Annotated in this window: 15 protein-coding genes and 1 pseudogene; 9 read left to right on the top strand and 7 right to left on the bottom strand. The window is 67.5% G+C overall.

All coding sequences use genetic code 11. The annotated features are described in order from the left end of the window. Positions 1 to 25 precede the first annotated feature (25 nt). The 3 genes from ACO06P_RS14470 to ACO06P_RS14460 all read left to right on the top strand — a co-directional run bounded on the left by ACO06P_RS14470 (position 26) and on the right by ACO06P_RS14460 (position 1,994). Entirely contained in the window at positions 26 to 742 is a 717-nt protein-coding gene (locus tag ACO06P_RS14470) for an EI24 domain-containing protein (RefSeq protein ID WP_420345939.1), read from the top strand. 215 nt (positions 743 to 957) lie between these two features. After that, complete coding sequence (locus tag ACO06P_RS14465) at positions 958 to 1,470, top strand: bactofilin family protein (protein ID WP_420345938.1); 513 nt, start codon at positions 958 to 960, stop codon at positions 1,468 to 1,470. A 20-nt stretch (positions 1,471 to 1,490) separates the two neighbouring features. Next, a complete protein-coding gene (locus ACO06P_RS14460) occupies positions 1,491 to 1,994 on the top strand; it encodes a hypothetical protein (RefSeq protein WP_420345937.1) in 504 nt (167 codons plus the stop codon). Between the two features lie 265 nt (positions 1,995 to 2,259). Here ACO06P_RS14460 and nth read toward each other — a convergent pair. Beyond that, a pseudogene (nth, locus tag ACO06P_RS14455) lies at positions 2,260 to 2,886 on the bottom strand (endonuclease III); the annotation flags it as partial. Positions 2,887 to 3,074: 188 nt separating this feature from the next. On the opposite strand from nth, the gene ACO06P_RS14450 reads away from it, so the two are divergent. Further along, entirely contained in the window at positions 3,075 to 3,584 is a 510-nt protein-coding gene (locus ACO06P_RS14450; protein ID WP_420345936.1) for a DUF2244 domain-containing protein, read from the top strand. A 33-nt stretch (positions 3,585 to 3,617) separates the two neighbouring features. Here the strand turns inward: ACO06P_RS14450 and dapB are convergent, their stop codons facing one another. After that, complete coding sequence (dapB, locus tag ACO06P_RS14445) at positions 3,618 to 4,424, bottom strand: 4-hydroxy-tetrahydrodipicolinate reductase (protein ID WP_420345935.1); 807 nt, start codon at positions 4,422 to 4,424, stop codon at positions 3,618 to 3,620. 170 nt (positions 4,425 to 4,594) lie between these two features. On the opposite strand from dapB, the gene ACO06P_RS14440 reads away from it, so the two are divergent. Continuing rightward, on the top strand, positions 4,595 to 5,239 hold the full coding sequence (locus ACO06P_RS14440; protein ID WP_420345934.1) for a 2OG-Fe(II) oxygenase family protein: 645 nt from the start codon (positions 4,595 to 4,597) through the stop codon (positions 5,237 to 5,239). On the opposite strand, the gene ACO06P_RS14435 is transcribed toward ACO06P_RS14440, so the two are convergent. After that, positions 5,202 to 6,407, bottom strand: coding sequence for an acyltransferase family protein (locus tag ACO06P_RS14435; protein ID WP_420345933.1), 1,206 nt, complete (start codon positions 6,405 to 6,407; stop codon positions 5,202 to 5,204). The genes ACO06P_RS14440 and ACO06P_RS14435 overlap by 38 nt on opposite strands. A gap of 19 nt (positions 6,408 to 6,426) precedes the next feature. On the opposite strand from ACO06P_RS14435, the gene ACO06P_RS14430 reads away from it, so the two are divergent. Next, a complete protein-coding gene (locus ACO06P_RS14430; RefSeq protein WP_421938125.1) occupies positions 6,427 to 7,179 on the top strand; it encodes a TetR family transcriptional regulator in 753 nt (250 codons plus the stop codon). A gap of 113 nt (positions 7,180 to 7,292) precedes the next feature. Further along, positions 7,293 to 8,123 carry a 2-keto-4-pentenoate hydratase gene (locus ACO06P_RS14425; RefSeq protein WP_420345931.1) on the top strand — a complete coding sequence of 277 codons (831 nt, stop codon included), beginning with the start codon at positions 7,293 to 7,295 and terminating at the stop codon, positions 8,121 to 8,123. Positions 8,124 to 8,189: 66 nt separating this feature from the next. Here the strand turns inward: ACO06P_RS14425 and ACO06P_RS14420 are convergent, their stop codons facing one another. The 3 genes from ACO06P_RS14420 to dnaK form a co-directional block, all read right to left on the bottom strand. After that, entirely contained in the window at positions 8,190 to 8,501 is a 312-nt protein-coding gene (locus ACO06P_RS14420; protein WP_420345930.1) for a hypothetical protein, read from the bottom strand. A gap of 190 nt (positions 8,502 to 8,691) precedes the next feature. Further along, the gene (dnaJ, locus tag ACO06P_RS14415; protein WP_420345929.1) at positions 8,692 to 9,822 is read right to left on the bottom strand and encodes a molecular chaperone DnaJ; all 1,131 of its coding nucleotides are present in this window, start codon (positions 9,820 to 9,822) and stop codon (positions 8,692 to 8,694) included. Between the two features lie 168 nt (positions 9,823 to 9,990). Next, complete coding sequence (dnaK, locus tag ACO06P_RS14410; RefSeq protein ID WP_420345928.1) at positions 9,991 to 11,946, bottom strand: molecular chaperone DnaK; 1,956 nt, start codon at positions 11,944 to 11,946, stop codon at positions 9,991 to 9,993. A 253-nt stretch (positions 11,947 to 12,199) separates the two neighbouring features. Here dnaK and ACO06P_RS14405 point away from each other — a divergent pair, with 253 nt between their 5' ends. After that, positions 12,200 to 12,466, top strand: coding sequence for a hypothetical protein (locus ACO06P_RS14405; protein WP_420345927.1), 267 nt, complete (start codon positions 12,200 to 12,202; stop codon positions 12,464 to 12,466). A 13-nt stretch (positions 12,467 to 12,479) separates the two neighbouring features. Continuing rightward, positions 12,480 to 13,127 (top strand): alpha-ketoglutarate-dependent dioxygenase AlkB family protein, encoded by a 648-nt coding sequence (locus ACO06P_RS14400; protein WP_420345926.1) that lies wholly within the window; start codon positions 12,480 to 12,482, stop codon positions 13,125 to 13,127. A gap of 155 nt (positions 13,128 to 13,282) precedes the next feature. Here the strand turns inward: ACO06P_RS14400 and grpE are convergent, their stop codons facing one another. Continuing rightward, the gene (gene grpE / locus ACO06P_RS14395; protein ID WP_420345925.1) at positions 13,283 to 14,050 is read right to left on the bottom strand and encodes a nucleotide exchange factor GrpE; all 768 of its coding nucleotides are present in this window, start codon (positions 14,048 to 14,050) and stop codon (positions 13,283 to 13,285) included. Positions 14,051 to 14,069 lie beyond the last annotated feature (19 nt).

Below are 14,069 nucleotides of genomic sequence, written 5' to 3'. Positions count from 1 at the left end.
AGGCCGGCAGGCTACATATCCGGCCATGTTTCAAGCCCTTTCCCGTGCCGTCGGCCAGTCTCTCGATCCGGCGTTCCGCCGCGTCTTCAACCGCTCGCTGCTCTATTCCTTCGTCACCTTCGTCCTGCTCTGGCTGGGCGCCTGGTTCGCCCTGGAATGGGCCGGCGAGTGGCTGGTGGCCTGGCTCAGGGACTGGAGCGGCGAGGGCTTCTGGGTCGACGTGGTGGACTGGCTGGTCGGCGCGGCCAGCATCGGCGCCATCGCCGTGGTGTCTTTCTTCCTCTTTCCGGCGGTCATGGTCTCCATCATGGCGCTGCTGCTGGACGACATCGCCGCGGCGGTGGAGCGGCGCCACTATCCGGACCTGCCGCCGGCCCGCGAACAGCCGCTGGGCGAGGCGATCTTCGGCAACCTGATCTTCGTCGCCGTGACCCTGGTGCTGAACCTGCTGGTTCTGCCTTTGTATCTGATTCTTATATGGATTCCGCCGCTTAATCTGGTTTTGTTCTACCTGCTGAACGGCTACCTCCTGGGCCGCGAGTACTTCGAGCTGGTCTCGGTGCGGCGGATGATGCTGCCCGACAGCCGCCGCATGCGCCGGCGCAACCGGGGGCGGGTGATCCTGGCCGGGGCGGTCGTTACCTTCCTGCTAACCATTCCCTTGGTAAATTTGGCGACGCCGATTATCGCAACCGCCTTTATGCTGCACATTTTCGAGCAGCTGCGCCGGCAGGAGGCCTGAAGGCCCAGACCTTGTAACCAGGGAGCGGCGGGAGCCGGAAAGGAACGAGAATGTTTGGTAAGCGCAAGACCCCCTCGACGGCCTCCCCCAACGCCAGCCCCTCTGCGCCCCAACCCTCTGCACCCCAACCCTCTGCGCCCCTGCCCCCGGAGACCCGCCACGAGCCCCTCGGAGCGGCAGGAGACAGGCAGCCCGGCGCCGAAGGTCCAGGCGCAGTGACCGCGGAGAGCGTTTCCCAGGCGAACAACACCACCGGTCTCAAGGCGGCACAACGGCGCCCCGAGCCGCGCGTGCCCGCGGCCCCCAGCGCCGTGGAAGGCCGCAAACTGGTGGTCGGACGGGAAATCTGCCTGTCCGGTGAGATCAAGACCTGCGAGACCCTGGTGGTCGAGGGGCGGGTCGAAGCCGACCTCAACGACAGCCAGAGCCTGGAGATCAGCGAGCCCGGCCTGTTCAAAGGCCAGGCCATCGTGGAAGAGTGCATCGTGCACGGGACCTTCGAGGGTGAGTTGACCGTCACCGGGCGCTTGGTCATCCACCCCGGCGGCCAGGTCATCGGCAAGATCCGCTATGCCGCCATCGAGATCCTGAAAGGCGGCCGTCTGAGCGGCGATGTCGACTCGCTGGAGGCATCCTTTGCCGGCCGCCCGCAGGGCGAAGGGCCGAAGCTGGCCCACAGCAGCGATGCCGCCCCGAACGGGGACGCCTCGCAGTCGCAGGCCGGTTGAACGCCGTGGCTTTCCACAGGGTGCTCAAACAGTCCCGAACCACCCTGGCCCTGCTGTTCGCGGGCCTTGCGCTGGCCGCCTGCCAGACCACCGGCACCTCACCCCAAAGCGGCGCGTCCGCCAGCCAGACCGGGCCCACTGAACCCGCGGCGCAGGGCTCCGAGGTCATGACGCCGAGCGTGGTATCGTCCGGGGCAGCGCCCGCGCCGCAACCGGCACCGCAAGTCACCGCACGGCCGCCCGCTCCGCCGCCGATCAATGACGACCCGAACCAGTTGATGGGCCTCGACCGGGGCGGTGTCTCCGCGCTGCTCGGTGAGCCCGATCTGGTGCGCCGGGAAAACCCGGCGGAGATCTGGCAGTACGTCACTGCTGGCTGCGTGTTTGATGTTGTGCTCTACGACAGCGGCACCCGCTACCGCGTGACCTATCTGGAAGCACGCGACGATGCCGCCGACCGCCTGGCCCCCCGGCCCTGCCTGAACCGCCTGCTGCGCGAACGCCAGACGGCACCGATCAGCTAGGCTTTTTCGTTCCTTTTTCGGCACCGGCCCGCTCCCCCTCCCGGCCACCCAGCGCCAGTATCCTAGGGGTGGCCGGGAGGGGGAGCGGGCTGGAACCGCCTCGACGCACGTCGAGAACGCGCTAACCGGCCTTTCGCCGTGTCTTCGCCCGGGCCGCGGACTTCCCGGGGGCCGTTTTCTTCTTCGCGGTTTTCTTGGCCGCCTTCTTCTTGGCTGCTGACTTCTTTGCCGCCGGTTTCTTTCCGGCCGGCGGCCCTTCCAGCGTGGTCTTGCCCTTGAAGGCACAGAGATCGCGCACCACACAGGCCGGGCAGTCGGGATTGCGCGCCTTGCAGACATAGCGCCCGTGCAGGATCAGCCAGTGGTGGGCGTGCAGCCTGCGGTCCGCCGGCACCACCTTTTCCAGCTTCAGTTCCACCGCCAGCGGCGTCTTTCCCGGCGCCAGGCCGGTGCGGTTGCCGACCCGGAAGATGTGGGTGTCGACGGCGATGGTGGGCTCGCCGAAGGCGATGTTGAGGACCACGTTGGCGGTCTTGCGCCCGACACCCGGCAGCTTTTCCAGGGCGTCGCGGTCCCGCGGCACCTGGCTGCCGTACTCCTCCACCAGGATACGCGAGAGGGCGATGACGTTCTTGGCCTTGGAGTTGTAAAGGCCGATGGTCTTGATGTGGTCCTTCAGCCGGCTTTCGCCGAGTTCCAGCATGCCCTCGGGCGTGGTCACCGTTTTGAACAGCGGGCCGGTGGCCTTGTTCACGCTGACGTCGGTAGCCTGGGCGGAGAGCGCCACGGCCACCAGCAGCGTATAGGGATTGACGTAATTCAACTCTCCTTTGGGTTCGGGCATAGCGGCGGCAAGGCGGTCGAAGAAGGTAACGATATCGGCTTTTTTCATGACACTTTCGCAGCGGCTCGGTTCGGGATCACAATGGCCCCGCAGAATGGCGCGACGCGGGAAGGGACCGGGAGTTTAGTGGCTTTCCCGAGTGCTAGGCCATAGGCTTCACTCTGCATGAGCCCGGGCCCGTGCTTGCCGAAGCGCCGCCGTGGCCTATACTGATCGAAACGATTAGTGGGGACAGATTGAGCGCCACCAGAGAGATCGGCGAAGCAGAGATGGTCGAAGAGGGCGGCTTCCTCTTCGATGCGGAACTGACGCCGCACCGCAGCCTGCCGCCGCGTGGCTTCCTGCTGCTGATGGCGGTGATCTGTGCGATCAGTTTCTGCGCCGGGCTCGCCTTTTTCCTGGCCGGGGCCTGGCCCGTCGTCGGCTTCCTCGGCGCCGACGTCCTGGTCATCTACCTGGCCTTCAAGGCGAGCTACCGCCAGGGCCGACTCACCGAGCGCCTGCAGCTCACCCCGGCGGACCTGACCGTGACGCGGACCTGGCCGGGCGGGCAAAGCCGCTCCTGGCAGTTTCAGACCACCTGGCTGCAGGTGCTGCTGGACGATCCGCCGCGGCATGACAGCCCCCTGGTGCTGCGCTCCCACGGGCGCAGCCTCGCGGTGGGCTCCTTTCTCACCAAGCACGAACGCGCCGAACTGGCCGATGCCCTGCGCCGCGCCCTCAACGAGGCCCGGCTGCCGGGCTAGGCAATCTGCAAGGCTTCGGCACGGGCCGAACCTCTAGATTCCCAGGACGTCCCGCATCGAGTACAGCCCGGAGGGTTTGCCGCGGCCCCAGAGCGCCGCCTTGACCGCCCCCTGGGCGAAGACCTCCCGGCTGCTGGCCTTGTGGGTCAGCACGATGCGCTCGCCCTCTGCGGCGAAGATCACCGAGTGCTCGCCCGCCACGTCGCCGCCGCGCAGGGTGGCGAAGCCGATCTCGCCGCGCGGGCGGGCGCCCACCTGGCCGTCGCGGGCCCGGCAGGCGACATCGCTCAGCGCGACACCGCGGCCCTCAGCCGCCGCTTCCCCCAGCATCAGGGCCGTGCCCGAGGGTGCATCCACCTTGTGGCGGTGGTGCATCTCGACGATCTCGATGTCGTAGTCGGCGTCGAGGGCGCGGGCGACCTGTTCTGTGACCGCCTGCAGCAGGTTCACGCCAAGGCTCATGTTGGCAGCCTGGATCACCACGGTCTGGATCGCCGCCTGATGGATCGCCGCCTGTTCCGCCTCTGCGAGACCCGTGGTGCCGACGACATAGACGACCTCCGCCTGGGCCGCCAGTTCGGCATGGCGCCGGCAGGCCGCCGGGGTCGTGAAATCGATCACCGCATCGACGGCGGCGAAGAGCTCCACGGGGTCGTCGCCCACGATAAGGCCCAGCGCCTCCCCGCCGGCCAGCAGGCCGAGGTCGCTGCCGATGATCGGACTGTCGGGCCGGTCCGTGCCGCCGCCGATGACGCAGCCCTCCGCCGCCGCGATGGTGGCCAGGTTCATGCGCCCCATGCGCCCGCCGCAGCCGACGATGCCGATCCTGTAGGGTTCCATGCGCCTCTCCTTGTTACCGCGCCGGTGTAGCACGGCCCGGCTGCAGGGGAAAAGCGGCGGGGGAAAAGCAGCGGGGCAAAAGCCGCGGCATCATCGCTGCTCCGGCGGGCCTTGACGCCGAGGGGGCGGCTCTGGCTTGCTCGGCCCTCAACAAGACGCGCAAGGCAGCCATGCCCTCATCCGATTCAGACGACTTCCTCGACCTCTGGCCGACCACGCTGCTCAGGCGCAGCCTGCCGGGGCACGACATCGCCAATGCGGAACTGGCGCGGCTGATCGAGGAGATGGACCGCCAGCACGCCGGCCTCACCACCGACTACCGCGGCGGCAACCTGCTGACGATGGAGAACCCCGCCGTCACTTGGCTGCGCGACTGCATCAACAAGACGGTGATCGACTACCTGAAACGCGCCGGGCTGGACTATGCGGTGAACTGGCATCTGCAGGGCTGGGCCAACGTGAACCGCCGCGGCGACTATCACGACCCGCACAACCATCCCCACGCCTACCTGAGCGGCACCTACTACGTGCAAGTACCCGACATGGAAAGTCCGCCCAGGGAGAACCGCAGCGACGTGCGTCCGGGGGCAATCTCCTTCTACGACCCGCGCGGGGCGGCCAACATGACCGCGATCCGCGGCGACCGCCAGATCGAGGCGGAGTTCACCCACCGCCCCAAGGCCGGCGACATCCTGCTCTGGCCCGCCTTCCTGACGCACTTCGTGCACCCGAACCTTTCAGACGCGGCGCGCATCTCCATCTCCTTCAACGCCGTTCTCAAGTGGTCGGACGCCTACCTGCCGGAGCAGGGTTAGCAGCAGGATCGGGGCGCAGCCGGCGGCGCAGCGGCAGGCCGACGGCGACGCGGCTCAGCGCGGACTGCGCCGAAAGCCAGGCGAGGGCGAAGCTGAGAACGGTCGCAGCGGCCATAATCGCCATAGCCTTGATCAAGGGCTGACCCGTCCAGTCGAGCCAGAGCCAGCCGAGGGCGACGATCACGGTCTGGTGGAAGAGGTAGAACGGCAGGGCGATGGGGACGAAAACGGCGAGCCCGGGCAGGGGTCGGGCGAAGAGGCGGCGTCCATAAGCCAGGGCGGCGAGCAGCAGGCACCACTCGGCAGCGATACGCAGGCCGTGGCGCAGGGCGCGCGAGATCTCCAGCCAGCCGAAGCCGCCGAAGGCCGTGTCCAGCGCCGCGAACCAGAGCGCCACGAGAACCAGCGCCGCGGCGAGCGCAAGGCGGCGGATCTGCTGGAGCGCGTCTTCGAGGCCGGGGTTGCGGCCCAGCCACCAGCCGAAGAGCACGAGAAAGCCGTAGTGCGCATGATTGGCCCAGTCCCAGATCAGGTTGTGGGTGCTGGGAAAGGACCGGCGCAGCAGCGTTTCCAGCGCCACCAGGACGAGCCCGAAGAGAAACAGCCGCCAGGGCGCCCGCGCCGTCCAGGCCGCAAGGGCCGGCAAGGCGCCGCTGCGCGCCACGACGGCCAGCGGCAGACAGTAGACGAAGAGGTAAAGCAGAAACCAAAGGTGATGCCAGGAGAAGTTCGCCTGCGGATAGCAGCAGGCGAGGTAGGGGCCGAGGAAGGCGAAGAAGCCGCCGTCGAAGTCGACGGGGCTCATGCGCAGGGGGACATCAGGGCTGATCCGCTCCAGCCAGACCTGGGGTGCCACCAGAACGAAAATCCCGACAAACAAGGGTACCAATAGCCGCGCCGCCCGTTCCCTCAAGAACGCAGCGGCGCTGCGCCGCTCCAGGGCCCAGGCTGCGCTCATGCCCGCCAGCAGGAAGAGCAGCGGCATCTGGATGACGTTGAGCGCGCGGATGACGAAGTCGGCAGCCCAGAAGGGCGCCGCCAGATCCTTCATGTGCCAGGGCTCGGCATCGAAGAGCCGGGCGGTGTGAAAGACGATCAGCAGCAGGACCACGACGGCCCGCAGCGTGTCGACGTCGTGACGCCGATTGGGACTGGACGCGGCGGTCATTTTCGGGCATCCATAAATAATGAACGAACCATTCATTCAAATAAAACAGAAACCCGCGGCGCGTGCAAGGCGGCAGGCGGGACAACCCGCGCGGCGCGGCCCGAGACGCGACCCGGGCAAGCTGAAAGCCATCGCGGGCGCGGCCTGCCATGTGCTGACGGCGCAAGGCCTGCGCCTGACCCAGGTGGCCGATGTCGCCGCGGTTGCGGGTGTCGCCGCCGGCACGGTCTACACCTACGTCGCAGAGAAAGAGGCGCTGGTGGAACTGGCGATCCGCAGCGCTGCGCGCCTCGAACTGCCGAAGGGCGAGACTGCGGTGCGCCACAGCCCGGCCCGCCTGAAACGCGTGACCGCGGAGGCCGTGGCCATGCGCTTTCAGTGGCCTGTCCTGACCGCCGCGCTGTCGGCCCGGGCACGGCGCAAGGCCGCGCTGATTCCGGTTCTGGAGGAGACCTATGACATGCTGGCGCGCGAACGCCGGCTGATCGCCCTGCTCGACCGCTGTGCGCAGGAGGTCAGGGTGGTGGAGGACCTTTATCTCTGGGGCCTGCGCCGCGCCTTTCTGGGCGACTTCGAGACCTATATCCGCCTGATGGCGCGCGCCGGGCATCTGCGCCGCGACATCGACACCGCCGCCGCCGCCCGCGGCACCCTGGAGATGATGGTCTGGATGGCCATGCGCCGCGTCGGCGACCCGGAACCCCCGGCCTGCGATGAAGAGGCCGCCCGCAAGGCCTGCATCGCCCTGGCCGCCAGCGGCCTCAGGGGGTGACGGCAGCGCCACAGGTATTCATAGCCCACCGCTTTTGACTTCGCATGTCCCTGCGAAGAGGCCACTATCGGGCGACTCCGGCAGGCGACAGCAACCGCACCGAAGAGAGGAAGATGCCGACCGCGCTCTCCGAAATCGCCGACCGGCTGATCGCGGCCTACGACGACGCCGTGACGCTGGCGCCGATTACGGCCGCGCGGCCCGCATTCAGCGTCGACGAGGCCTACGCCGTTCTGGAGGAGATCGAGGCACGGCGGCGTGCGGCCGGCTGGCGGCCGCTCGGGCGCAAGATCGGTTTCACCAACCGGACGCTCTGGGACCGCTACGGCGTCTGGCAGCCGATGTGGGCCCATGTCTGGGACCGCACGGTTCACATCGCAGAGCAGGGACGGGCGAGGCTGGCCCTGCGGCCCTTCGTGCAGCCGCGCCTCGAGCCGGAAGTGGTGTTCAAGCTGAAGGCGCCGCTTGCCATCAGCCCTGCGGACATAAACAACGACCCCGTTGCCGTGCTGGAAAGCGTGGAGTGGATCGCTGCCGGCTTCGAGATCGTGCAGAGCCACTTCCCGGACTGGCGGTTCACCGCGGCGGACTGCACCGCGGCCTTCGGTCTGCACGGCGCCCTGGTGGTCGGAACGCCGCTGCCGGTGACCGACGCCAACCGGTCAGTGATTGCCGAGACGCTGCCGGTTTTCACGGCGAGTCTTTCCCGGGGCGGCAAGCTGGTCGAGCGTGGCAGCGGCGCGAACGTCCTGGACAGTCCCGTCCTGGCCCTGGTCCATCTGGCCCGCGTGCTCTGCGGACAGCCGCAGTTTCCGCCGCTCGCCGCCGGCGAGATCGTCACCACCGGCACCCTGACCGACGCCTGGCCGGTCGAGCCCGGCGAGACCTGGTCTTCGGACTATGGGGACTTAGGCCTCGAAGGACTGACCCTGGTCTTCACCTGAGGCGCAGGTCAGAGGAAGCGCCTGCGCCGGTGCACGCACCGGCGCAGCACAATGCGGCGTCAACCATCAATAGTCGTCGATGTTGTTGCCGTCCGAGCCTACGCAGTCGTAGTTGCCGTCATCGGAGAGGGTCATACCACCGCCGGCATCGTTGCAGCGCTGTACCCAGACATCGAGCTGCTTGTCGCTGTCGTGCTGCAGACCGGCACGGGACGGCTCATCGTTGCCCTGCGGCGCTGCAAAGGCGGTCGGCGCCTTGGGGCCGTGGGGCCACACCTTGATTTGCTTGGTCGCCGTGTCCGCGGCGGCCGTCGACGCGGCGAAGGCGAGGAAAGCCGTGGTCAGAAGGGCGCGCGAAACAAGTGTACGTCGGTTCATTGGAAATCCTCATCGTCTGAATCTCGGTTGCAATGACGATGGGTCGCGCCCGAAGCAGGAACCGTTCAGGCGCGTTGGTGGTAAACCAAAACCGCTGGCGCAGCATCAGGAGAATTGCATTGAAGTTGCGGCGGGCAACGGCAGAAGACGAAGCCCCGTGCCCTTCCGGCGCGCCGGAGATCCGGCGACCTTACTCCGTCAGGTCTTCCCAGAATTCCTTTACGCGGGCGAAGAAGCCTTCGGATTCCGGGTTGGTCTTGCGGCCCTTGCCGGCGTCTTCGAACTCGCGCAGCAGTTCCTTCTGGCGCTTGGTGAGGTTGACCGGCGTTTCGATGCCGACCTCGACGTACATGTCGCCGACCGACGTCGAACGCAGCACCGGCATGCCCTTGGCCTTCAGGCGGAACTGCTGGTTGGCCTGGGTGCCGGCGGGCACGGTGATCTTGGCGCGGCCGCCGTCGATGGTGGGCACCTCCACGGAGCCGCCCAGCGCCGCGGTGGTCATGGGGATCGGCACCCGGCAGTAGATGTTGGCCCCGTCGCGCTGGAACAGGCGGTGCGGCGCCACCGAGAGGAAGATGTAGAGATCGCCCGCGGGCGCGCCGCGCAGGCCGGCCTCGCCCTCCCCCGCCAGGCGGATGCGGGTCCCGTCCTCGACGCCGGCGGGGATGTTCACCTGCAAGGACTTTTCGCGGTGAACCCGGCCCTGGCCGTCGCAGACGCGGCAGGGATCGTCGATCACCCGCCCGGCGCCGTGGCAGGTCGGGCAGGTGCGCTCGATGGTGAAAAAGCCCTGCTGGGCGCGGACCCGGCCGCGGCCCTGGCAGGTCTGGCAGGTCACCGGCTGGGCGCCACCCTCGGCGCCGCTGCCGTCGCAGGCATCGCAGGTCGCCGCGGTCGGGACCCGGATCTGCGCGGTCTTGCCGGCGAAGGCCTCGTCCAGCGAGATCTCCATGTTGTAGCGCAGGTCGGAGCCGCGCGCGGCGGAGTTGCCGCGCCGCCCGCCCATGAAGTCGCCGAACATCTCGTCGAAGATGTCGGCGAAGCCGCCGGCGGAGAAGCCACCGAAGCCGCCCTGGCCCGGGCCGCCGCCGCCACCGTTGGTGAAGGCCTCGTGGCCGAAGCGGTCGTAGGCGGCGCGCTTCTGCTCGTCCTTCAGGACCTCGTAGGCCTCGTTGATTTCCTTGAAGCGGTGCTCGGCCTCGCTGTCGCCGGGATTGCGGTCGGGGTGATACTTCATAGCCAGCTTGCGGTAAGCCGACTTCACCGCCCCCCCGTCGGCGTCACGCGAAACGCCCAGTGTTTCGTAGTAGTCTTTCATGCTTCCGACCGCCGCTTGCCCCCGCGGACTTCAGAGCCTCTTCCCTGCACGGCGGGCCCATGGAGAGGCACCGCACCGAAACGGGGCCGGAAAAGGCCGGCGCCGTCTGCGCCATGCTGCCTTTGTCCGACCCCTTGGTTCATGGTCAGGCTCGTTTGTTGTCTTCGCTTACGCCGACCGGCCCTTCTTGTCGTCGTCGACTTCCTCGAAGTCGGCGTCCACGACCTTGTCGTCGCCGCCCGCAGCGCCGGCGGACTGATCCTCGGCACCCGTCCCGTTGGCCGCGGCGCCGTCGGGACCGTCACCGGCACCCTCCGCGGCCTGGCCCTGCTCATAGAGCGCCTGGCCGAGCTTCATGGAAACCTCCGCCAGGGCCTGGGTCTTGGCCTGGATGGCCTCGACGTCTTCGCCTTCGGCGGCCGTCTTCAACTCTGCGATGGCCGCCTCCACCGCGGTCTTGTCGTCCGCCGGCACCTTGTCGCCGGCATCCGCCAGGGTCTTCTCGGTGGTGTGGATCAGCGACTCCGCCTGGTTCTTTGCCTCGACCAGGGCGCGGCGCGCCTTGTCCTTCTCGGCATTGGCCTCGGCATCCTTGACCATGGTGTCGATCTCGTCGTCGCTGAGACCGCCGGAGGCCTGGATGCGGATGGTCTGTTCCTTGCCGGTCGCCTTGTCCTTGGCGCCGACGTTGACGATGCCGTTGGCGTCGATATCGAAAGTCACCTCGATCTGTGGCACCCCGCGCGGCGCGCCGGGAATGCCAACGAGGTCGAACTGGCCGAGCAGCTTGTTGTCGGCCGCCATCTCGCGTTCACCCTGGAAGACCCGGATGGTCACCGCCTGCTGGTTGTCCTCGGCAGTGGAGAAGGTCTGGCTCTTCTTGGTGGGGATGGTGGTGTTGCGGTCGATGAGGCGGGTCATCACACCGCCCAGGGTCTCAATGCCCAGCGACAGCGGTGTCACGTCCAGCAGCAGGACGTCCTTCACGTCGCCCTTCAGCACGCCGCCCTGGATGCCGGCGCCGATGGCCACCACCTCATCGGGGTTGACGCCGCGGTGCGGGTCCTTGCCGAAGAAGCTCTTCACGGTCTCAAAGACCTTCGGCATGCGGGTCATGCCGCCGACCATGATGATGTCTTCGATCTCGCCGGGGGAGACGCCGGCGTCCTTGAGGGCCGACTTCACGGGCCCCATGGTGCGCTCGACAAGGTCTTCGACCAGGGCTTCCAGCTTGGCGCGGGTGAGCTTGATGTTCAGGTGCTTCGGCCCGGAGGCGTCGGCGGTGATGAAGGGCAGGTTGATCTCGGTCTGGTTGGCCGAGGAGAGCTCGATCTTGGCCTTCTCCGCCTCTTCCTTCAGACGCTGCAGGGCCAGCTTGTCCTGGCGCAGGTCGATGCCCTGCTCCTTTTTGAACTCGTCGGCCAGGTAGCTGATGATCCGCGCATCGAAGTCCTCGCCGCCCAGGAAAGTGTCGCCGTTGGTCGACTTCACCTCGAAGACGCCGTCGCCGATTTCCAGCACCGATACGTCGAAGGTGCCGCCGCCCAGGTCATAGACCACGATGGTGCCGGAGCCTTTCTTGTCCAGGCCGTAGGCGAGCGCCGCGGCGGTCGGCTCGTTGATGATGCGCAGCACGTCCAGGCCGGCGATCTTGCCGGCGTCCTTGGTGGCCTGGCGCTGGGAGTCGTTGAAGTAGGCCGGCACGGTGATGACCGCTTCCTTGACCGGCTCGCCCAGGAAGCTCTCGGCGGTTTCCTTCATCTTCTGCAGGATGAAGGCCGAGATCTGGCTGGGGCTGTATTCTTTGCCGTGGGCTTCGACCCAGGCGTCGCCATCGTGATTGATGATCTTGTAGGGGACGAGGTCCATGTCCTTCTTGGTCATGGGATCGTCGTAGCGCCGGCCGATCAGGCGCTTGATGGCGAAAAGGGTGTTTTCCGGGTTGGTGACAGCCTGGCGCTTGGCCGGCTGGCCGACGAGGCGTTCGTCGGAGTCGCTGAAGGCGACCATCGAGGGGGTCGTGCGCGCGCCCTCGGCGTTTTCAATGACTTTGGCGTCCTTGCCGTCCATGACCGCGACACAGGAATTGGTGGTGCCGAGGTCGATACCGATTACTTTACTCATTCCGTTTCCTCACTTCGATCAGCAGACCCCTTGGGCAGCCTGTCAGTTCAGCACCGCCCGGCGGATCTCCGCCAGAGAGAGTTCATGACCATGGGTTCTGGGCTTATATAAGCAGCATGGGCCTTGCTGCAAGGCGCAAAGCGGCGAGAATCTAAACGTAAACGCTAGGTCTGGCTGCAGGCGCAGGGCGCGGAAATCCTTGATTTCCAAGGAAGGCGGGCGGCGCGTGGTTGGTTTCAGGAGGAACAAGGCGATGGATCAGGAGCGCCCGCCGGGCGGGCCGGAAAGCGATGGGCTCTACCGCGCCATCATGATGGTGCTGGTGGGATCGGTCATGGTCGGCGCCGTGCTGACCCTCACCGGAGAGACTCTGTTCGGCAGCCGCCCCCTGGCCAATGTCGGCCTCGGCATGGCGGTGCTGGCGGGCATCGCCTACTGGGGCCTGCGCCTGAAGGCCCGTGCCGCAGCGCGGCGCACGGCCAAATCCGATGAAAGCGGTGAGCAGCCGCCCCAGAGATGAGACGATCCGGTCCGTGACAAAACCCCGAAGCAGCGCTGCGCCCGCCGGCTTCCGCTACCTGCCCGGCTACCTGAGCGCGGCCGAACAGCAAAGTCTGCTGGAGGATCTGCGCCGCGTCGTCCGTGCGGCGCCGCTCTATCAGCCGCGCATGCCGCGCAGCGGACGGCCGATGTCGGTGCGCATGACCAATGCCGGCAGCCACGGCTGGTACTCGGACCAGAGCGACGGCTACCGCTACCTCGGCGAACACCCGGTGAGCGGGCGGCCCTGGCCGGCGATCCCCGCGGCCCTGCTGGCGGCCTGGGACGACCTGGCCGGCTATCCGAACCCGCCGCAATGCTGCCTGATCAACGTCTACCAGGGCCCGAAGGTGCGCATGGGCCTGCACCGCGACGAGGACGAGGAGACCTTCGAGGCCCCGGTCGTCTCCCTGTCGCTCGGCGATTCCGCCGTATTTCGCCTCGGTGGGCTGAGCCGGCGGGGGCCCACCACCTCCTTCAAGCTGCATTCCGGCGACGCGATGATCCTGGCCGGCGAGGCGCGCCTGGCCTACCACGGCGTCGACCGGATCCTCGGCGGCTCCAGCCGCCTGCTGGTCCGGGAAGGATTTGAGGGCGGCGGGCGCATCAACGTCACCCTGCGCCGGGTGACGGTCGCCTGAGGGTTAGAACGCCTGGAACATATCTCGCACAGCACCCTTCGAGACGGGCCTCAAGGCCCTCCTCAGGGTGAGGAGCCAGATCGGACCAGCGCCTCATGCCGAGGAGACCGCGCAGCGGTCGTCTCGAAGCATGCTGCCGATAATGAATGCCGGAGTCAGGCCGAGGTGTCGACGGTGCTGCCGGGCTCCGTGTCGCCGTTGCCGTCGGCCTGGCTGGCCTCGGCCTGGGTCGCGTCCGCCTCAGATGCCTCGGCTTTCGGCGCGTCCTTCGCACCTGCCTTGGGGCCGCCCTTGGAGATGCCGACCCGGGCTGGGCGGATCAGGCGGTCGTGCAGGCGGTAGCCGGCCTGAATGACCTGCACCACCGTTCCAGCGGGCTGCTCCAGGTCCTCGATCTCGAACATCGCCTCGTGAAAGTGCGGGTCCAGCTTCTCGCCCAGCGGATTGATGGTCCGGATCTGATGGCGCTCGAAGACCGACATCAGTTCCTTCTGGGTCATCTGCACGCCGAGGCGCAGGTTGCTCACGGCCTCGTTTTCCGCAGCCAGCTCTTCCGGTACGCTTTCCAGCGCCCGCTGCAGATTGTCGGCCACCCCCAGGAGATCGCGGATAATGGGCGCTGCAGCGTACTTCACGCTGTCCTCGCGCTCGCGCTGACTGCGTCGGCGCACGTTCTCCGTCTCCGCGATGGCGCGCAGCAGCTGGTCTTTCAGCGAGGCCACCTCGCCTTCCAGCACCGCGACCGGGTCCTCATCCGGCGACAGCGCCGCCGCTGCCTCCAGGCCCGAGAGATCGACCAGCGGCTCCGCGCCGGTGTCGACCGGCGCCTCCTCGGCGGCTTCGTCTTCGCCCGGCGCACCGGCGGGCGCTTCCGCTTCGGCCTCTTCGGGGGCCGCCTTATCCTGTTTGTTTTCCTGCGCCATCACGGGACGGACGCTCCTT

This window comes from Pelagibius sp. (genome assembly GCF_965227505.1).
Classification (GTDB): Bacteria; Pseudomonadota; Alphaproteobacteria; order Kiloniellales; family Kiloniellaceae; genus Pelagibius.
Note: the sequence above shows the minus strand (reverse complement) of the source record. Positions and strands in the feature narration are given on the sequence as shown.

What these genes read in the sequence shown, in the direction of transcription:
- ACO06P_RS14405 (WP_420345927.1), top strand. Translation starts at nt 12,200, where the DNA reads ATGGATCAGGAGCGCCCGCCGGGCGGGCCGGAAAGCGATGGGCTCTAC.
- dapB (WP_420345935.1), bottom strand. Translation starts at nt 4,424, where the DNA reads ATGGAACCCTACAGGATCGGCATCGTCGGCTGCGGCGGGCGCATGGGG.
- dnaJ (WP_420345929.1), bottom strand. Translation starts at nt 9,822, where the DNA reads ATGAAAGACTACTACGAAACACTGGGCGTTTCGCGTGACGCCGACGGG.
- ACO06P_RS14440 (WP_420345934.1), top strand. Translation starts at nt 4,595, where the DNA reads ATGCCCTCATCCGATTCAGACGACTTCCTCGACCTCTGGCCGACCACG.
- ACO06P_RS14435 (WP_420345933.1), bottom strand. Translation starts at nt 6,407, where the DNA reads ATGACCGCCGCGTCCAGTCCCAATCGGCGTCACGACGTCGACACGCTG.
- grpE (WP_420345925.1), bottom strand. Translation starts at nt 14,050, where the DNA reads ATGGCGCAGGAAAACAAACAGGATAAGGCGGCCCCCGAAGAGGCCGAA.
- ACO06P_RS14470 (WP_420345939.1), top strand. Translation starts at nt 26, where the DNA reads ATGTTTCAAGCCCTTTCCCGTGCCGTCGGCCAGTCTCTCGATCCGGCG.
- ACO06P_RS14425 (WP_420345931.1), top strand. Translation starts at nt 7,293, where the DNA reads ATGCCGACCGCGCTCTCCGAAATCGCCGACCGGCTGATCGCGGCCTAC.
- dnaK (WP_420345928.1), bottom strand. Translation starts at nt 11,946, where the DNA reads ATGAGTAAAGTAATCGGTATCGACCTCGGCACCACCAATTCCTGTGTC.
- ACO06P_RS14430 (WP_421938125.1), top strand. Translation starts at nt 6,427, where the DNA reads ATGAACGAACCATTCATTCAAATAAAACAGAAACCCGCGGCGCGTGCA.
- ACO06P_RS14420 (WP_420345930.1), bottom strand. Translation starts at nt 8,501, where the DNA reads ATGAACCGACGTACACTTGTTTCGCGCGCCCTTCTGACCACGGCTTTC.